Here is a 17,770-nt window from a genome sequence, read left to right on the forward strand (position 1 = left end):
AGTGGGTCTCAGGCGATCGACTGCAGTTTCGCGTCGGCCTCGATCATCACCGCACGCGTCAGATCGCGGAACTGTTCGTAGTGCCCGTGATAGCCGTACTTCGCGTGCAGACCCGGCCACCGCGTGTGGTCCGCGGCCGCGCCGATCGCGTTGGCCTCGTGGAGATATGCGGGCAGGATGTTCTGGATCGTCGGATCACGCCGGAGCCGGTGGACGGTGTCGCGGTGCAGCGACGACGACGCCCGGTACTTGGTGATGACGACACCCAGTTCGACGATGGTGCGGCCGATCTCGGCACCGAAGTCCGCGACCTGTCGCTGGATGTGCGGAATCGCGTACGTGGACAACACGTCCGGGATTGTCGGGATGAGATATCCACTGGCCATGAACAATCCGTTGAGGCTGAACGGACCGACGTTCGGCGGACAGTCGATGAGGACGTAGTCGTAGCGAGACATGATCGGGGCCAACGCGCCTCGCAGCACCTCGACGGCAGCGAGATGGTCGTCGGCGGCGACTCGGCGCGCGCTCATCTCCTCCTGCAGGTCGATCAGATCGAGCGAGGACGGGAGGAGATCGATTCCCGCGAGCCCATCGATCGACGAGACGTCCCGTTGGACGGTGCTCTCCAGGTCGAACCGCCGGGTGCCGTCGAGAACGTCGGCGAACAGGGTCGCGACGGTGTGCCCGCGGGCATTACAGGCCTCCCAGCCGTCCTCCCCGATCGTCATCGTCGTGAGGTTGGTCTGGGCGTCGAGATCGACGAGGAGCACCTTCTTGCCGAAGACGCCGGCGAGGAAATCGGCGAGGCCGGCCGTGAGCGTGGTCTTCCCGACCCGCCCTTGAGGCTGATGGTCGCGATCACCGTCGGCATGGGATCCCCGGTCTGGTCGGTGGGCCTGCGTCGCGAATCAGACTAACCGGGTGGCACTCGCGCCGCAGCGACTCTCGACCGGTCTTGCACGATCCTCTCAGCCGGCCTTGCCGAGGGCCTCGACCGGCTTGTCGTGGTGGGCGAAGGTCGGACCGCGCCCGCCGTCCTGCTCGGCGGCCAGCTTGGTGAAGGCGTCGTGCATGACGGCCCAGTAGGTGTCGCCGTTGGCGCGACGCTTGTCGGCCCGCTTCCAGTAGCCGGGGATGCGCCGGTCCAGATTCGCGAGCTTCGCCTGCGCGGTGATGAGTTTCGGTGCGATCCGTCCGATCCGGGTCGGCTCGGGCGTACCCGTGATGCGGCGCCCGAGGAACGTCCCGCCGATGAAGAAGTACAGGCCGTGCAGCGTCTGATGGATCGCCGACTTCACCTGTGGGTCGATCAGCGGAATCTGCACCTTGTCCATGAGAGTGTTCAGCATCATCTCGGAGACGTCGTTGAGCGCCTCGGAGAACTCCGACGGCGGCTCCATCACCGCATAGCCGTAGTCCAGCAGTTCAACCGCTTCGCCGAACGTGCGTGGGATCATCGCCTCACGGATGCCCATGATGTGTCCGATGTACGACCAGAAGATGTTGAGATCCTCGAGGTCCCGGTAGTCGTAGTGGCGACCGTAGTTGATGTCGTACATGAGGTTGGCGACGCCGAACGACGGTATCCCGCCGGACATCTCGGCGTTGGAGATCGGCACGCCATGCTGGGCGACCCACTCCTCGCCCCACTTCTTGCGCAGCATGACCCGCGCCTGGGCGTGCATGAGGCGCACGCGGACCGCGTTCTTGAACGCCGTGCCGAAGCGATCCAGCGCGCCGGGAGCCGGCAGGTGCAACCAGAATTCGGCGGACTCCAGCGACCGGTTGATCATGTTGCGCTGCATGCGCCCCATGGTTCCGACCGCATCACCCACCGAACCGCCCTGCACGGTGGCCAGGGTGTTGAGGAAGATCAGCGACGCCTTGCCTGCCGGGCTCACCTCGTTCGCGACGATCGCGCCACGATCGACGCGATCCTTGGTGATCCAGGCCGGCGGATTGTCGATGTGATCGAAGAGCGCGACGAGCTCCTCAGGTGGACTGTCGATGGTGTCCAGACCGTTGTCGAGGGCGTCTTCGAACATCTGCCGGCCGGTTCGCGGGGGCAGCCTGCGGAACATCTGAACCACCGCATCCATCTCCGGGTCGCCGACCCAGAGGTGGTCCTTCGCGCGGGCGACGATGCCCTCGGTCTCGGGTAGTCGGTCCTGTACGTCGACCCAGCCGTCGAGGAGTCGATGACGAGCCGGCGTCCAGTCCGGATTGAACTTCGGCCGCAGCGCCGGGGCCGGCCGGAGCGGGCGTCCCAGCACAGGATCCACCGGGGCGTCCGGCGCAGGGGGCGGGGCGAGGGCATCGAGGTGATCATCGAGGACGGTCAAGGTGGCGCTCCGTACGGTCCGAGGTCAGTCAACTTAGTTATCTTGGTTAGCCAACTTACCTCGTGGGCGGCGGACTTCACAGGGCGAATCGTCAACTCGAGCCGGCCGCCCGACTCCTCGGGACCTGCGTCGACACGCGCGCAGAATCGCGGATTCGCATCGACCCCGTTCTGCCGACACTGTCGATATCTGCAAGAATGACGTCGCCGAACATTCTCGCCGAGACCGTGCGGACACCATCGGCACATTTCATGGAATCCGGAAACACGCACCGATCCGCATTCTCTTCGTTTCAGGAAGTACCCGCAGATCACCGGCCGCGGCCGCACGACTTCCGCGAGGGAAGGACCGTCATGACCACTCGACCCCGGACCACTCGTCTCCGAAAGCTGTCCGCTGGAATGGGATTCGCCGCCGCCGTGGCGCTCGCCACCGCACTGGCACCGTCCGCGTCGGCAGCCCCGGCCGATGTCACCGTCTCGCCGTCGTTGGCCGGCAACACGATCACCCTCAAGGTCTCCAACAATGCGAACAAGCGGATCGGCTGCGAGATCTTCGGCGTCAAGGCCAATACCTCCCCCGCCGCGTCGGGCGTGGTTTTCGGTTACCAGACCCCGGAAGAACTCGGCGCCCTGATCTCGCCAGGTGCGTCGAAGAACGTGCCGATGAGGGTCACTGCGGGCACCCCGCCGACGCTCACGGGGTCCACGACGATCCCCGACGGGACCTACGACATCTACTGGGGTTGCGCCACCATCACCCTGCCGCCGGGCTCCGCCCGGGAACAGTTCTGGGGAACCGACCCGCCGCTGACCAACATGACCCCGACGGCGGCGGCGCCGATCCGCGTCAGCGTTCCGGGTGCCGGGCCGACGGCGCCGGCACCCGAGTCGGAGGCACCTGCCAGGCCGACCGTCCCGGGTTTCCCGAACATCGAGATCCCCGAGCAGATCTGCGCCCCGTGGGCCTGCTACCCGCTGCCGAGGTTCTGATCGCTCACCGACGCTGCGTCACAGCGGAGTCGGGTGATCGTCCTTGGTCTTCGAGCGGAACAGCATGTACCCGCCGTAGAGGGCCAGCCCGATGAGTGCGATCCAGAAGAGACCCTCGAGGAGCGGTCCGATCACCGCCAGCGCGATGAGGACGACCGCGATGATCCCGAGGACCTTCCAGAACGTGGTTCCTGAATTCGTTGATGTGCTCATGCCCCGAGTCTCCGCCCGTAACACGCGAAAAGCCACAGGTCAGACGGTATATGGGGCGAAGTTCAGGGACATCCCTGAGGTCCGTCCCTAGCGCTGGAACCAGGCCTCGGGATTGCCGTTCAGGGCCTTGGAGATCCGCAGTCGCGAGGTGTCGGTCAGGTTGTCGGGCAGTTCGTCGGGCGCGAACCAGGCGACGTCGGAGTTCTCGTCGTCGGCCGCATGCGGTTCGCCGTCGACGTACCTCGCGAGGAAACAGACGTCGAGGTAGCGCGTCTGGTCGCCGTTGGGGTAGGTGATCAGCGGAGTGACGTCGATGCTGGTCAGACGGATGATCTCAGCGGTCACGGCGGTCTCCTCGGCGACCTCGCGCAGCGCCGCGCGGGCGGGCTCCTCCCCGGGTTCGAGCACCCCGGACACGACCGCCCACTGTCCGTTGTCGACGCGCCGGGTGAGCAGCAGGCGGCCGTCGGCGTCACGGACGACCACGCTGACACCTGACAGCCAGAGTTCGCGGTGACCGACATGGGCACGCAGGTCGCGGATGAAGTCAGGGATGGGCATCCTCACATCCTGCACGCCCATGCATCGGGGCGCGTCGCGGCGGCGCGCACAATGTGACTCATGAAGATCTCCCGACGGGCCGAAGGGATCGCCCCGTTCTATGCGATGGAGTTCGCGCGGAATGCGGCCGAGTTGGAAGCGCAGGGCCACCACGTGGTCAAGCTCAACATCGGCGAACCCGATTTCGGACCGCCGCCCGCGGTTCTCACGGCGGCCCGGGAGGTCAGCGACGGCCGGCCGCTGGCGTACACCGGTGCACTCGGACTCCCGGAGCTGCGGGCCGCGATCGCGGGCTTCTACGGGCACCACTTCGGTGCGGATGTCGACCCTCGACGGGTCGCCGTCACATCCGGTGCCTCGGCCGCTCTGCTCATGTCGTGCGCCGCGCTCATCGATCCCGGCGACGGGGTGATCATCGGGGATCCCTCCTACCCGTGCAACCGCCAGTTCGCCCACGCCTTCGGTGCGCGGGTCGACCTGATCGAGACCACCGCGCAGGCGCGGTTCCAGTTGACCACCGATGACGTCGAACGGGCCTGGACCGACACCACCCGCGGTGTCATCGTCGCCACCCCGTCGAATCCCACCGGCACCTCGATGCCCTACGACGAGCTGGTCACGATGACCGATCTCGTCGCCGCCCGCGGCGGCTGGTCCATCGTCGACGAGATCTACCTCGGTCTGTCCGACCCCGATCCGGACGGGCGGGCACCGCGCAGCATTCTCGCCACCGACACCCCGGGTACGGCCGAGACGGTCGTGATCAACAGCTTCTCCAAGTACTTCGGCATGACCGGCTGGCGTCTGGGCTGGTGCATCGTGCCCGACGAGCTGGTCGGGGTCATCGAGCGGCTCGCGCAGAACTTCTACGTCTGCCCGCCCACCCCGTCCCAGTACGCCGCGCTGGCCTGCTTCACCCCGGAGTCCCTGGCCGTCGCCGAGGACAACCGGCGCGAGTTCGCACGCCGCCGGGATCTCGTCATCGACGGACTCGCGCGGATCGGGCTCGACGTACCGGTCGTCCCCGACGGGGCGTTCTACGTCTACCTCGACGTGAGTTCGACCGGGCTGAGTTCGGCGGAGTTCTGCGACCGCGCCCTACGCGAGGCGCACGTCGCCCTCACGCCGGGAAAGGATTTCGGATTCGCCGGGGCCGATCGCTTCGTCCGGCTGTCCTATGCGGCGTCGACCGAGGATCTCGCTCTCGCGGTCGATCGGCTCGGGGCCTTCGTGCGGGCCGGAAACCCGGCATGATCCGCGGCTGACGTCGACCCCGCGGAAAGTGCATGGCCTGCAACGCTCTTCGAGCCCGGGCGACGTCGCCATGAGTACCGGCGATCTCGACACCGTGGACCCGAAGCGGATCGCGGAGAAGGCGGGCACTGTCCGTTGCGAGCGGACGGCCGCGAACATTGGGTGAATTCGGCGTCGTCGGTCAGTTCCGGGATCACGCCGGGCCGGCCGGCTGAACCCGACGACGCCGACCCCCAGAAATCTGGGGGCACATCGGTTCCAGAGGTTCCGCCGCGACATTTCCGGCGTTCGAGGGATGGCGGGAACAAAAGGTGCTCAGCGACTCTGAGTGCCATGAACACATCGGGACCCGCGGTGCGGAACACCGCACCCGACCCCGCTCCACCATCCGCTCCGATCACCGAACCGCGAAGGAACCACACCGTGTCCATCACCTCCGAACCGATCGACTTCACCGACCTCGACGCCCTCGTCACCGCCGTCGCAGGTCCCGTCCTGACTCCGACCGACGACGGTTACACCGCCGAACTGACCGGGTTCAACCTGGTCGCCATCCCGGCCGCCCAGGTCGTCGTCGGCGCGACCGGCGCCGAAGACGTCGCCGCCGCAGTGCGATACGCGCGGGCCAACGGACTGCGGGTCGGCGCCCGGGCCACCGGACACGGGGCCCCGATCGAGGGGCGCGGCACGGTCGTCGTCACCACCTCGCGGATGACCGACATCGTCGTCGACCCGGCCACCAGGACCGCCCGCGTCGGTGCCGGCGTCCGCTGGCGTGACCTCGCCGCGGCCACCGCTCCTCACGGACTGACCGGGCTGGCCGGCTCGTCGTCGTCGGTCGGCGTGGTCGGCTACCACCTAGGCGGCGGCCTCAGTCCGCTCGGACGCCGATTCGGTTGGGCCGCAGATCATGTCCGGTCGATCGAACTGGTGACCGCGGACGGGATCGTCCGAACGGTCGACCCCTCGGCCGGTTCTGATCTGTACTGGGCGATCCTCGGCGGACGCGATGGCTTCGGCATCGTCACCGCCATCGAGTTCGACCTCTTCGAGCTCCCCACCGTCTACGGCGGCGGCATCTTCTTCGCCGGCTCGGCGGCGGCCGACGTTCTCCACGCCTGGCGTGAATGGGCGCCGACGCTGCCGGAGGAGGCCGGCACCTCGGTCGCGATCCTGCGCCTCCCGCCGGACCCCAACCTGCCGGCCCCGTTGCAGGGGCAGCTCGCGGTGCATGTCCGCTACACCCACACCGGCGACCCGGCCACCGCGGCAGCGCTTCTCGCCCCCATGCGCTCGGCGGGCCCCATCCTGCTCGAGAACATCGACGTGCTGCCGACCGCTGCTCTCGACGCCGTGCACATGGACCCGCCCGGCCCGATGCCCTCCGCCGAGGGCGGCAGCGTCCTGCGCGAGTTCCCGGCGTCGGCCGTCGACGCCCTTCTCGAGGTCGCCGGGCCGCACGTCGCAAGCCCCCTGGCCATCGTCGAGGTCCGCCTGATGGGCGGTGCGCTGACGCAGCCGCAGCGCGTACCCAACGCGATCGCCGGTCGCCACGGCGCCTTCAACGTGATCGCGATCGGAGTGCCCGCCGGTCCCCTCGGCGACCAGGTCGGCGCACATCTGACCGCGGTCACCCGGGCCGTCGCGCCGTGGTCGGCCGGTGCACTGCTGAACTTCTGCGGACTCGACGCCGCCGAACGTGAGCAGCTCTGGACACCCGACCAGCGGGTGCGCCTCGAGACGATCCGCCGCCGTCACGACCCGACCGGGGTCCTCCGGGTGGATGATCCCAGCTTTGTGGGATAGACATCGATGCAGCTCAGGAACATCATTGCCAGATGACATCGAGCCTGACCGCCGAGCGCGTGCGCCGCGACATCGAAGTCGTGGCGCACGCCGGTCTCGGCCTCGACGACTTCTTCGCGGAAACCGTGGATTCGTTACGTCGTGCGGTACCCATCGATGCCGCCTGCATCGGCACCTTCGATCCCAACACCATCATGCTGACATCGGCGCGCAAATACGGGGACCTGCTCGGGCAGGATCACAAAGACCCGGATTGGGGTCTCCTCGAGTACGGCCAGGTCGAACCGTCCAGTTACCGAGAACTGGTGGCGCAGAAGCGCGATGCCGTCGGTCTCAATCTCCTGACCCGGGGTCGGACCCAGCAGTCCGAACGCATGACGCAGCTCATGATCCCGGAGTACTGCTTCCACGACGAGGCGCGCGTCGTGCTGCGCGACGGGGACCGGGTGTGGGCCGGGATCGCGATGTTCCGCAGCGGGGCGGGCTGCCGCCCGTTCACCGAGGACGAGATCGACTTCCTCGGTTCGCTGTCCCAGACCCTCGCCCACGGGGTACGGATCGGCCTGCTCAGCAGGGTCGTCGCCGAACAGCGGCCCTCGATCAACTGCGGGCCCGCCGTCCTGATCATCGATCGCAACAACGAGATCGTGCAGATGAGCGCCGGCAGCCAGGAGCGCATCGACGACCTCGCGGCGGGCCCGAACAGTGCCGCCGCGGCGAACCCCATCTACGGCCTGATCGGTGCAGCACGACGCTACGGCGCCGGCGAGACTCAGGTACCGCCGCGCCTGCGGGTCCGCGGCCGGTCGGGTATGTGGCTCGTCATCAACGCATCTCCGTTGTCCTCGGTGGACGGACGGCCCGGCGAGGTCGTCGTCACGATCGAGGAGGCGCGCCCGCCGGAGATCATCCCCCTGGTCGTCGAGGCCTTCGGGCTCACCGCACGCGAGCGTGACGTGACCCAGATGGTGTTGCAGAACGTCGCCACCAAAGACATCGCCGCTGCCCTGCATGTGTCGGCATACACGGTGCAGGATCACCTGAAGTCGAAGTTCGACAAGGCCGGGGTCCGGAGCCGCCGCGAACTGATCGCCCGGGTGTACTTCGACCAGTACGCGCAGCGTCTCAACGATCCCCTCACACCGTCCGGCTCCTACGCGTCGGGCGAGTAACCGGCCTCACCTGCACATTCCCCGGAGGGTCCGCATCGCGGGCCCTCCGTTCGTCGTCCGCAGACCGGCGATTCGGTCAGTCGTCTCACAGTGAGACGTTTGTTACCTGCATCACACGGTTGTATCGAAGTCGCTCCAGTCCATGCGGGCCGGCACACCCGCCGGCTCCCTCTAAGAGGAGGCGCACTTTGAGCAGGCAGAGCTTGACGAAAGCCCATGCGAAGATCACCGAGTTGTCCTGGGAGCCCACCTTCGCGACCCCGGCCACTCGATTCGGAACCGACTACACCTTCGAGAAGGCCCCCAAGAAGGACCCGCTGAAGCAGATCATGCGGTCGTACTTCCCGATGGAGGAGGAGAAGGACAACCGCGTGTACGGCGCCATGGACGGCGCCATCCGCGGCAACATGTTCCGCCAGGTCCAGGAACGGTGGCTGGAGTGGCAGAAGCTGTTCCTGTCGATCATCCCGTTCCCCGAGATCTCGGCGGCCCGCGCGATGCCGATGGCCATCGACGCGGTGCCCAACCCGGAGATCCACAACGGGCTGGCCGTGCAGATGATCGACGAGGTCCGTCATTCGACGATTCAGATGAACCTCAAGAAGCTGTACATGAACAACTACATCGACCCGGCCGGCTTCGACATCACCGAGAAGGCGTTCGCCAACAACTACGCCGGCACCATCGGCCGACAGTTCGGCGAGGGGTTCATCACCGGCGACGCCATCACGGCGGCCAACATCTACCTGACCGTCGTCGCCGAAACGGCCTTCACCAACACGCTGTTCGTCGCGATGCCCGACGAAGCCGCCGCCAACGGCGACTACCTGCTCCCCACCGTCTTCCACTCGGTGCAGTCCGACGAGTCGCGGCACATCTCGAACGGCTACTCGATTCTGCTGATGGCGCTCGCCGACGAGCGCAATCGTCCTCTGCTGGAACGTGATCTGCGGTACGCGTGGTGGAACAACCACTGCGTCGTCGACGCCGCGATCGGCACCTTCATCGAGTACGGCACCAAGGACCGGCGCAAGGACCGGGAAAGCTACGCGGAGATGTGGCGCCGGTGGATCTACGACGACTATTACCGCAGTTACCTTCTGCCGCTGGAGAAGTACGGGCTCACCATCCCGCACGATCTGGTCGAGGAAGCCTGGAACCGGATCACCAACAAGCACTACGTCCACGAGGTGGCACGCTTCTTCGCCACCGGCTGGCCGGTCAACTACTGGCGCATCGACGCCATGACCGACAAGGACTTCGAGTGGTTCGAGGAGAAGTACCCCGGTTGGTACAACAAGTTCGGCAAGTGGTGGGAGAACTACAACCGCCTCGCCTACCCGGGCCGCAACAAGCCGATCGCCTTCGAGGACGTCGATTACGAGTACCCGCACCGCTGCTGGACCTGTATGGTGCCGTGCCTCGTCCGTGAGGACATGGTCGTGGACAAGGTCGACGATCAGTGGCGCACCTACTGCTCGGAGACCTGTCACTGGACCGACGCGGTCGCCTTCCGCGACCACTACGACGGCCGGGACACCCCGAACATGGGAAGGCTCACCGGGTTCCGCGAATGGGAGACCCTGCATCACGGCAAGGACCTCGCCGACATCATCGAGGATCTGGGTTACGTCCGCGACGACGGCAAGACCCTCATCCCGCAGCCGCATCTGAATCTGGACCCGAAGAAGATGTGGACGCTCGACGACGTCCGCGGCAACGTCTTCAACAGTCCCAACGTGCTGCTCAACGAGATGTCCGACGCCGAGCGGGACGCGCACATCGCGGCTTATCGCGCCAATCCCAACGGGGCCGTGCCGGCCTGACGGCACGCAGGCGGGCGCCCCTTCGAGTTTGCTCTCAAGCTCGCTGCTCAGGGAGCAGGGGACGCTCGCGAGCTCGCTCCTCAGGGAGCGGTGACGACCGCAAGCCGTCGCCTCCCCCAGCTCCCTGAGGAGCGCAGCATCCCCTCATCCAGACACAGGAGTTCCAGTGGCCGACACACATCACATCAACTTCGCCCCGGTCGACATCGAGATGGAGGTGACCGAGGACGAATCGATCCTCGATGCCGCGTTCCGGCAGGGCATCCACCTGATGCACGGGTGCCGCGAGGGCCGCTGTTCGGCCTGCAAGTCGTACATGCTCGACGGAGACGTCCAGATGGACAACTACTCCACCTTCGCCTGCAACGAGGCGGAGGAGGCCGAGGGCTATGTGCTGCTGTGCCGGTCCTACGCCTACAGCGACTGCGAGATCGAGCTTCTCAACTTCGACGAGGACGAACTCCTCGGCGGCGCACCGATCCAGGACGTGCGCACCCGGGTCGCCGCCATCGAACCGGTGACGGCCGACATCGTGTCGCTCCGTCTCGACGTCGTCGAACCGGAAACCTTCGAGTTCAAACCCGGTCAGTACGTGGATCTCTCGGTACCCGGTACCGAGGAGAAGCGTTCGTTCTCGATCGCGACCACCCAGGCCACTCCGGACAAGCTGGAGTTCTTGATCAAGAAGTACCCGGGTGGCCTCTTCGCCGGTCTCCTCTCCGACGGGCTCTCCCCCGGCGACGAGATCATGATCAACGGGCCGTACGGGTCGTGCACCCTGCGCAACGGCCATGTGCTGCCGATCATCTGCATCGGCGGCGGGGCCGGTATGGCCCCGCTGCTCTCGCTGCTGCGCCATGTCAGCGAGACCGGTCTGAACAGGCCGGTGCGCTTCTACTACGGCGCCCGGACCGCGGCGGATCTGTTCTACCTCGACGAGATCGCCTCACTCGGCGAGAAGATCGCCGACTTCAGATTCGTCGCCTGCCTGTCGGAGTCGGCCGACGGCGCCCCGGACGGCGTCGAGGTCGCCGAGGGAAACGTCACCGACATCGTCAACTCTCGCGAATCCGACCTCGCCCGAACGGAGGTGTATTTCTGCGGCCCCCCACCCATGGTCGATGCGGCTCTCGCTCTCGCCGACCAACATTCGGTCCCCCGGGACCAGACCTTCTACGACAAGTTCACCAGCCCGGCTTTCGACTAGCAGTCGCCGAACGAGGAGGAACGACAGGTATGTCCGCACCCACCGCGCCGAAATCACCACAGCGCGAACGCAGTTTCCCGAGCATCGAATTCACCGACGCCGAGGCCGGCGCCAAGGAATTCCCGAGCAGCAAGAGCCGCAAGTACAACTACTATCAGCCGGCCAAGAAGCGGGCGACGATCTACGAGGACGTCACCGTCGACGTGCAGCCCGACCCGGAGCGCCACCTGACCCAGGGCTGGATCTACGGCTTCGGCAGCGGTCCCGGCGGCTATCCGCAGGAGTGGACGGCCGCGAAGTCGAGCAACTGGCACGCCTTCCTCGATCCCAACGAGGAGTGGGAACAGACCATCTTCCGCAACAACTCGGCGGTGGTCCACCAGGTCGATCTGTGTCTGCAGAATGCCAAGCGGGCCCGCGTGTACGACGGCTGGAATCCTTCTTGGCTCAAGTTCATCGAGCGTAACCTCGGTGCCTGGATGCACGCCGAGAGCGGCATGGGCCTGCACGTGTTCACCTCGATCCAGCGGTCGGCTCCGACCAACATGATCAACAACGCCGTCGCGGTCAGTGCGGCGCACAAGCTGCGTTTCGCCCAGGACCTCGCGTTGTTCAACCTCGATCTCGCCGAGGCCGAGGAGGCCTTCGACGGGTCGGCGCACAAGGAGGTCTGGCAGTCGGCGCCGGAATGGCAGCCGACCCGGGAGGCCGTGGAGCGGCTGACCGCGATCGGCGACTGGGCGAAGCTGTTGTTCTGCACCAACATCGTCTTCGAGCAGCTCGTCGGCTCGCTGTTCCGGACCGAGCTGATCATGCAGGTCGCGGCGCGCAACGGCGATTACATCACCCCGACGATCGTCGGCACCGGTGAGTACGACTACGACCGCGACCTGAACTACACCCGGGCCCTGTTCCTGATGCTCTCCCGCGACGAACAGTACGGCGCGCAGAACCGGGCACTGTTCGGCGAGTGGTTGTCGGAATGGGTGCCGCGCTGCCTCGACGCTGCGCGTGGGCTGCAACCGATCTGGTCGCAGCCGGCGGACAAGTCGGTCACCTTCGCCACGAGCCTCGAGGCCGCGACCGAGAAGTTCCGTGACGTCCTCAAAGCCATCGAAGTCGACATCCCCGAGGAGCTGAACCAATGAGCAGTATGCAATTCGGCGCACAGACCGAGTTCTCCAACATGTGCGGCGTCACCCTGATGAACACGCCCATCGGCCGCGTCGTCGCCGACGTCATGGGCGCCAAGGAGGGTGTCGAACTCACCGAGTACCCGTCGATGATCCGCGTCGACGGCGTCAACCGGCTCGAGTTCGACTACGACGAGCTCACCGACGCCCTGGGTCAGGAGTTCGACGGATCGATCTTCGAGGAGATCAGCTCCACCCACTACGGGCGAATGGTGCACCTCGACGACCGGACCTTCCTGTTCGCGAGCCCCGAGGACGCCGCCGAGTTCATCGGGTTCGATCTCACCGCGTCCAGCTGAGCGCAGGCCCCACCCCCCCCCCGATCTGCGTCGTGGCCGCCGGCGAGGACACCCGGCGGCCACGGCGCACCCCAGAAATCCCCGCCGGCAACAACTCTCGATCCCCGCCAACCCCATCGGATGCAGCCCGCTTCCACCGAGAACGATCAAGGAGTCATCGATGTACGAGAAGAATGGCGACAAGTACTTCATCGTCGACGCACACGTCCACCTCTGGGACGCCCGTGAATCCAATCAGCGCAACATCCACGGCAAGCAGTTCATCGATTGCTTCTACGATTACCACCGCAATCTCAGCCCCGAGGAAGAGGTCTGGGACTACGACACCTACACCTACTACGGTCCCGACCGGCTGATGCGCGACCTGTTCGAGGAGGGCCCGGCCGATCACGCCATCTTCCAGGCGACGATCCTGAAGGACTTCTACGTCAACGGTTTCGCCCAGGTCGACGACTCGCTGAAGCTGTGCGAGGACAACCCGAAGCTGCTCACCTACAACCACGCCTACGATCCCCGCCACGGCGAGGCCGGCCTCGAGCAGCTCCGCAAGGACGCCGACAACATGAACCTCAAGGGCGTGAAGCTGTACACCGCCGAATGGATCGGCGACTCACGGGGTTACAAGCTCGACGACGCCTGGTCACGCCGCTACCTCGAGGAGTGCATCAAACTCGGCATCAAGAACATCCACATCCACAAGGGACCCACCATCCGGCCCCTCGACCGGGATGCCTTCGACGTGGCCGACGTCGACAAGGTGGCCACCGACTACACGGATCTGAACTTCATCATCGAGCACGTCGGCCTGCCGCGGCTCGAGGACTTCTGCTGGATCGCCACCCAGGAGTCCAACGTGTTCGGCGGTCTCGCCGTGGCGATCCCGTTCATCCACACCCGGCCCCGGTACTTCGCGCAGATCATCGGCGAACTCCTCTACTGGATCGGTGAGGACAAGATCCTGTTCGCCAGCGACTACGCGCTGTGGACGCCGCAGTGGCTCGTGGAGCGGTTCGTCGACTTCCAGATCCCGGAGGACATGACCGAATACGCCCCGATCACCGTCGAACAGAAGAAGAAGATCCTCGGCCTCAACGCGGCAGCGCTCTACCCGCACATCGAGGTGCCGGAGGAACTCAAGCTCCCGACCAGCGCCGCCGATCCGGAAGTCGAGGTGGCCGCCGGCGCGAAGGATGTGGTGACGGCATGACCACGATCGCACCTCCCCCCGGTTATGTCGCCGATGCCGCGACGGACCTCGAGCGCGACGTCCTCGCCGCGCTCGACACCGTCCTCGATCCCGAACTCGACCAGCCGATCACCGAACTGAGGTTCGTGCGGTCGATCCTGATCGACGAGGCGGGCGTGACCGTGCACCTGCGTCTCCCGACGTCCTTCTGCTCGCCCAACTTCGCCTACCTGATGGGGTCCGATGCACTCGACGCGCTCGAGGACGTCGACGGCATCGGACAGGTCCGGGTGCTGCTGGACGATCATCACGACAGCGACAAGATCAACGCCGGACTCGACGCCCGTGCCGGATACAAGGGCACCTTCGGCGTCGAGGCCCTCGACAGCCTCGACGAGCTGCGCCTGACCTTCCAGCGCAAGGCGCACACCGCCGCGATGGAACGATGCGTGGCCGCCGAGATCGCTGCCGGTCGGGTCACCGTGGCCGAGGTGGATCGGCTGGCGCTGCGGGATGTACCGCGCGGTCGCCACAAGGCGGCGCTCCTCCGACGCCGGATGGAGCTGGGCCTCAGCATCTGCCCCAACAGCCTCGTCGTCGTCGACGAGGCGGGGCACGCGCTGCCGGCCGACCAGATCCCGATGCGGTTGAGATTCGCACGGTCCGTTCGCATCTCGATGGAGGGCAACAGCCACTTCTGTCGCGGTCTGCTCGCCACCCGCTACGCCGACGACGACGAATGCGACGGGGCCAGCGGCCCCGTCATCACCAACCTCCGCGAAAGCCTTCGCGCACACCCTCGAAGCGAACAGGAGTAAACCATGCGCGCAGTCCAGGTCGTCGGCTATCACGACAAGCTGCAACTCAACGAGGTCCCGGCCCCCGAGATCACCGGGCCGCACGACGTCATCGTCCGGATCGGCGGTGCCGGCGTCTGCCGCACCGACCTGCACATTCTCGAGGGCCAGTGGGAGGCGAAGAGCGGTGTCGCCCTTCCCTACACGATCGGCCACGAGAACGCCGGCTGGGTCGAGGCCATCGGTGACGCGGTCACCAACGTCGCCGTCGGGGACAAGGTGATCCTGCATCCGCTGATCACCTGTGGACTCTGCCGGGCCTGCCGGTTCGGCGACGACGTCCACTGCGAGAACAGCCGGTTCCCCGGCATCGACACCGACGGCGGTTACGCGGAGTTCCTCAAGACGACCGCACGCAGCGTCGTGAAGATCGACGACTCCCTCGAACCCGCCGACGTGGCGGCGTTGGCCGACGCCGGCCTCACCGCCTACCACGCGGCCGCCAAGGTCGCGCGGATGACGCGGCCCGGCGACACCTGCGTGGTCATCGGCGCAGGAGGTCTGGGACACATCGGAATCCAGGTGTTGGCCGCGATCTCCGCCCTGCGGATCGTCGTCGTCGACCGGAACCCGGATGCGGTGGAACTCGCCACGGAGGTGGGTGCCGAGATCGGCATCGTCGCCGACGGAACACATGTGCAACAGGTCCTCGACCTGACGGACGGACACGGTGCCGAGGCCGTGCTCGACTTCGTCGGCGAGGGCGGGGCGACCGCCGAGGGAACCGCGATGCTGCGCCGCGCCGGCAGCTTCTTCGTGGTCGGCTACGGCGAGAACATCGACGTCCCCACCATCGACGTGATCTCCACCGAGATCAACTTCATCGGCAACCTGGTCGGTTCCTACAACGACCTCGGTGAGCTGATGGACCTCGCCGCCCGGGGAAAGGTGAAGCTGCACACCAGCACCTACGCCCTCGCCGATTTCCAGCAGGCACTGGACGATCTCGACGCCGGCCGCGTGCGCGGTCGCGCGATCCTCGTGCCCTGACCCTTCGATTTTTCAGCCGAGAACACCACAGAAAGGCAGGACGACCATGGCCAAGGAGTTGCGCTACAACGCCGAAGCGCGACTGCGGCTCGAGCGAGGAGTGAACGCACTCGCCGACGCGGTCAAGGTGACATTGGGACCGAAGGGCCGCAACGCGGTCCTCGAGAAGCTCACCGGCCCACCGACCATCACCAACGACGGGGTGACCATCGCCCGCGAGATCCAGCTGCGTGATCCGTTCGCCAACATGGGCGCACAGCTGGTCAAGGAAGTGGCGATGAAGACCAACGGGGTTGTCGGTGACGGCACCACCACCGCAACCGTGTTGGCGCAGGCCATGGTTCGCGAAGGTCTGCGCGCCGTCGAGCAGGGCGCCAACCCGATGCGGGTGCGCCGCGGTATCGAGCGTGCGATCAGCACGGTCATCGACGCGCTGTCGGAACAGTCCGTCACACTCGGCGGCCGCAGCGATCTCGAACGCATCGCGACCCTGGCCGCGAGTGACGACGAGGTCATCGGTTCGGCCATCGCCGCCGCGGTCGAATACGTCGGCCGCAACGGCGTCATCACCACCGAGGAGAGCGACACCCTCGGCCTGTCGGTGGACGTCGTCGACGGCATCGAGTTCGACCACGGTTACATCTCCGGGTACATGGTCACCAATCCCGAACGGATGGAAGCGGTTCTGGACAACCCGGTGGTGTTGCTGACGAACAAGAAGATCACCTCGGTGCAGGAGATCATGCCGAGTATCGAGGCGGCCAAGCGCGCCGACCGTCCGCTCGTCGTGCTCGCCGAGGACGTCGACGGTCCCGCCCTGCAACTGCTCGTCGGCGGCAACATGCACAAGACGATGCAGTCGGTGGTCGTCCGGGCACCCGGCTTCGGTCATCGCCGCGTCGCCGAACTCGAGGATCTCGCCGTCGCGCTCGGTGGTCACGTGATCGCCAAGGACACCGGCCTCGAGCTGCACGAGGTCTCCCTCGAACACCTCGGACAGTGCGACCGGATCACCGTCACCGAGGACTCGACCACGATCGTCGGTGCGCGGGGCGACCAGACCCTCGTCGACGCTCGTGTCGCGCAACTCGAGGCGCAGCACGCACGTGCGCGGATCGACGCCGACCGGGACAGCCTGGAGCTACGGATCGCGCGCCTCACCGGCCGGGTCGCGGTCATCCGAGTCGGTGGCGTGACCAGCGTCGAACTGAAGGAACGCATGCTCCGCGTCGAGGACGCCCTGGCGGCGACGCGGGCGGCGGTCGAGGACGGCATCGTCTCCGGCGGCGGAACCGCGCTGGCACAGGCACATCGGGCCCTCGAGGCGCTGGGCGACGTGGGCGGTGACGAGGGCGCCGGCATCGACGTCGTCCGCCGGTCGATGGCCGAACCGTTGTTCTGGATCGCCACCAACGCCGGCTTCGACGGCGAGGAGGTGGTCAAGGTCGTGAGCGGACTGCCCCTCGGCCACGGATTCAACGCGATGACCGGCAATTACGGCGACATGTTCGACGAAGGCGTCATCGACCCGGCCAAGGTCACCAAGGCCGCGCTGGAGAGCGCCGCGTCGATCGCCGCACTGCTGATCACCACCGAGACCGCCGTCGTCGAGGAGGTGTTCACGCATCCGGGCGCGATCGAGGCCCCGGGCTTCGGTGATCTCGCCGAGGGGATGGTGCGGCCCTCCAACATCTACTAGTCCGCCCTCCTCCAAGACCCCGGCGGGGACGTCGTCGCTGCAGCGGCGACGGGGGCCGGTCGCGATTGCAGATTCGTTCTCGGCGTGGATCGCGACCGGCCCACTTCCGGCTGCCCGAAATGTCACCCGTATGCCCCTTGACCAGTACGAATCGGATGAAGACACCTGGT

Annotated in this window: 15 protein-coding genes and 1 pseudogene; 12 read left to right on the forward strand and 4 right to left on the reverse strand. The window is 66.4% G+C overall.

The window, feature by feature from the left end; translation table 11 throughout:
* Positions 1 to 8: 8 nt before the first annotated feature.
* Together GKZ92_RS17325 and GKZ92_RS17330 are read right to left on the reverse strand one after the other, a co-directional pair.
* Positions 9 to 874, reverse strand: a pseudogene (locus tag GKZ92_RS17325) (ParA family protein).
* 97 nt (positions 875 to 971) lie between these two features.
* Positions 972 to 2,345, reverse strand: a complete 1,374-nt coding sequence (locus tag GKZ92_RS17330) for an oxygenase MpaB family protein (RefSeq protein WP_035755097.1) — start codon at positions 2,343 to 2,345, stop codon at positions 972 to 974.
* Positions 2,346 to 2,698: 353 nt separating this feature from the next.
* Between GKZ92_RS17330 and GKZ92_RS17335 the strand changes: the two genes are divergently transcribed.
* Complete coding sequence (locus GKZ92_RS17335) at positions 2,699 to 3,337, forward strand: hypothetical protein (RefSeq protein ID WP_035755189.1); 639 nt, start codon at positions 2,699 to 2,701, stop codon at positions 3,335 to 3,337.
* 18 nt (positions 3,338 to 3,355) lie between these two features.
* Here the strand turns inward: GKZ92_RS17335 and GKZ92_RS17340 are convergent, their stop codons facing one another.
* The gene (locus GKZ92_RS17340) at positions 3,356 to 3,550 is read right to left on the reverse strand and encodes a hypothetical protein (protein ID WP_006360119.1); all 195 of its coding nucleotides are present in this window, start codon (positions 3,548 to 3,550) and stop codon (positions 3,356 to 3,358) included.
* Between the two features lie 87 nt (positions 3,551 to 3,637).
* Positions 3,638 to 4,111 (reverse strand): NUDIX hydrolase, encoded by a 474-nt coding sequence (locus GKZ92_RS17345; RefSeq protein ID WP_006360120.1) that lies wholly within the window; start codon positions 4,109 to 4,111, stop codon positions 3,638 to 3,640.
* A gap of 60 nt (positions 4,112 to 4,171) precedes the next feature.
* Between GKZ92_RS17345 and GKZ92_RS17350 the strand changes: the two genes are divergently transcribed.
* The 11 genes from GKZ92_RS17350 (at position 4,172) to groL (ending at position 17,600) form a co-directional block, all read left to right on the forward strand.
* Entirely contained in the window at positions 4,172 to 5,365 is a 1,194-nt protein-coding gene (locus GKZ92_RS17350) for an aminotransferase class I/II-fold pyridoxal phosphate-dependent enzyme (protein WP_035755095.1), read from the forward strand.
* 423 nt (positions 5,366 to 5,788) lie between these two features.
* Positions 5,789 to 7,171 (forward strand): FAD-binding oxidoreductase, encoded by a 1,383-nt coding sequence (locus GKZ92_RS17355; RefSeq protein WP_042377389.1) that lies wholly within the window; start codon positions 5,789 to 5,791, stop codon positions 7,169 to 7,171.
* A 32-nt stretch (positions 7,172 to 7,203) separates the two neighbouring features.
* Positions 7,204 to 8,343, forward strand: coding sequence for a LuxR C-terminal-related transcriptional regulator (locus GKZ92_RS17360; protein WP_155225475.1), 1,140 nt, complete (start codon positions 7,204 to 7,206; stop codon positions 8,341 to 8,343).
* A gap of 188 nt (positions 8,344 to 8,531) precedes the next feature.
* Positions 8,532 to 10,169: an aromatic/alkene/methane monooxygenase hydroxylase/oxygenase subunit alpha gene (locus tag GKZ92_RS17365; RefSeq protein WP_039880278.1), complete on the forward strand. Its 1,638-nt coding sequence runs from the start codon at positions 8,532 to 8,534 to the stop codon at positions 10,167 to 10,169.
* Between the two features lie 166 nt (positions 10,170 to 10,335).
* Positions 10,336 to 11,376: a 2Fe-2S iron-sulfur cluster-binding protein gene (locus GKZ92_RS17370; RefSeq protein ID WP_042377348.1), complete on the forward strand. Its 1,041-nt coding sequence runs from the start codon at positions 10,336 to 10,338 to the stop codon at positions 11,374 to 11,376.
* Positions 11,377 to 11,405: 29 nt separating this feature from the next.
* Positions 11,406 to 12,524: an aromatic/alkene monooxygenase hydroxylase subunit beta gene (locus tag GKZ92_RS17375; RefSeq protein WP_042377350.1), complete on the forward strand. Its 1,119-nt coding sequence runs from the start codon at positions 11,406 to 11,408 to the stop codon at positions 12,522 to 12,524.
* On the forward strand, positions 12,521 to 12,868 hold the full coding sequence (mimD, locus tag GKZ92_RS17380; RefSeq protein ID WP_006360127.1) for a propane 2-monooxygenase effector subunit MimD: 348 nt from the start codon (positions 12,521 to 12,523) through the stop codon (positions 12,866 to 12,868). The genes GKZ92_RS17375 and mimD overlap by 4 nt, the downstream gene beginning before the upstream one ends.
* Positions 12,869 to 13,028: 160 nt before the next feature.
* Positions 13,029 to 14,075, forward strand: coding sequence for an amidohydrolase family protein (locus tag GKZ92_RS17385; protein ID WP_042377352.1), 1,047 nt, complete (start codon positions 13,029 to 13,031; stop codon positions 14,073 to 14,075).
* Complete coding sequence (locus tag GKZ92_RS17390) at positions 14,072 to 14,872, forward strand: iron-sulfur cluster assembly protein (protein ID WP_042377354.1); 801 nt, start codon at positions 14,072 to 14,074, stop codon at positions 14,870 to 14,872. Before GKZ92_RS17385 ends, GKZ92_RS17390 begins: the two co-directional genes overlap by 4 nt.
* A gap of 3 nt (positions 14,873 to 14,875) precedes the next feature.
* Positions 14,876 to 15,901 carry an NAD(P)-dependent alcohol dehydrogenase gene (locus GKZ92_RS17395; protein WP_042377356.1) on the forward strand — a complete coding sequence of 342 codons (1,026 nt, stop codon included), beginning with the start codon at positions 14,876 to 14,878 and terminating at the stop codon, positions 15,899 to 15,901.
* Between the two features lie 46 nt (positions 15,902 to 15,947).
* Entirely contained in the window at positions 15,948 to 17,600 is a 1,653-nt protein-coding gene (gene groL, locus GKZ92_RS17400; protein WP_042377358.1) for a chaperonin GroEL, read from the forward strand.
* The last annotated feature ends 170 nt before the right edge of the window (positions 17,601 to 17,770 follow it).

It is taken from the genome of Gordonia sp. 135, assembly GCF_009720185.1.
Taxonomy (GTDB): Bacteria; Actinomycetota; Actinomycetes; order Mycobacteriales; family Mycobacteriaceae; genus Gordonia; species Gordonia alkanivorans.

Coding starts and splice junctions, on each gene's coding strand:
- GKZ92_RS17335 (WP_035755189.1), top strand. CDS start 2,699: ATGACCACTCGACCCCGGACCACTCGTCTCCGAAAGCTGTCCGCTGGA.
- GKZ92_RS17340 (WP_006360119.1), bottom strand. CDS start 3,550: ATGAGCACATCAACGAATTCAGGAACCACGTTCTGGAAGGTCCTCGGG.
- GKZ92_RS17345 (WP_006360120.1), bottom strand. CDS start 4,111: ATGCCCATCCCTGACTTCATCCGCGACCTGCGTGCCCATGTCGGTCAC.
- GKZ92_RS17350 (WP_035755095.1), top strand. CDS start 4,172: ATGAAGATCTCCCGACGGGCCGAAGGGATCGCCCCGTTCTATGCGATG.
- GKZ92_RS17360 (WP_155225475.1), top strand. CDS start 7,204: ATGACATCGAGCCTGACCGCCGAGCGCGTGCGCCGCGACATCGAAGTC.
- GKZ92_RS17375 (WP_042377350.1), top strand. CDS start 11,406: ATGTCCGCACCCACCGCGCCGAAATCACCACAGCGCGAACGCAGTTTC.
- mimD (WP_006360127.1), top strand. CDS start 12,521: ATGAGCAGTATGCAATTCGGCGCACAGACCGAGTTCTCCAACATGTGC.
- GKZ92_RS17385 (WP_042377352.1), top strand. CDS start 13,029: ATGTACGAGAAGAATGGCGACAAGTACTTCATCGTCGACGCACACGTC.
- GKZ92_RS17390 (WP_042377354.1), top strand. CDS start 14,072: ATGACCACGATCGCACCTCCCCCCGGTTATGTCGCCGATGCCGCGACG.
- GKZ92_RS17395 (WP_042377356.1), top strand. CDS start 14,876: ATGCGCGCAGTCCAGGTCGTCGGCTATCACGACAAGCTGCAACTCAAC.
- groL (WP_042377358.1), top strand. CDS start 15,948: ATGGCCAAGGAGTTGCGCTACAACGCCGAAGCGCGACTGCGGCTCGAG.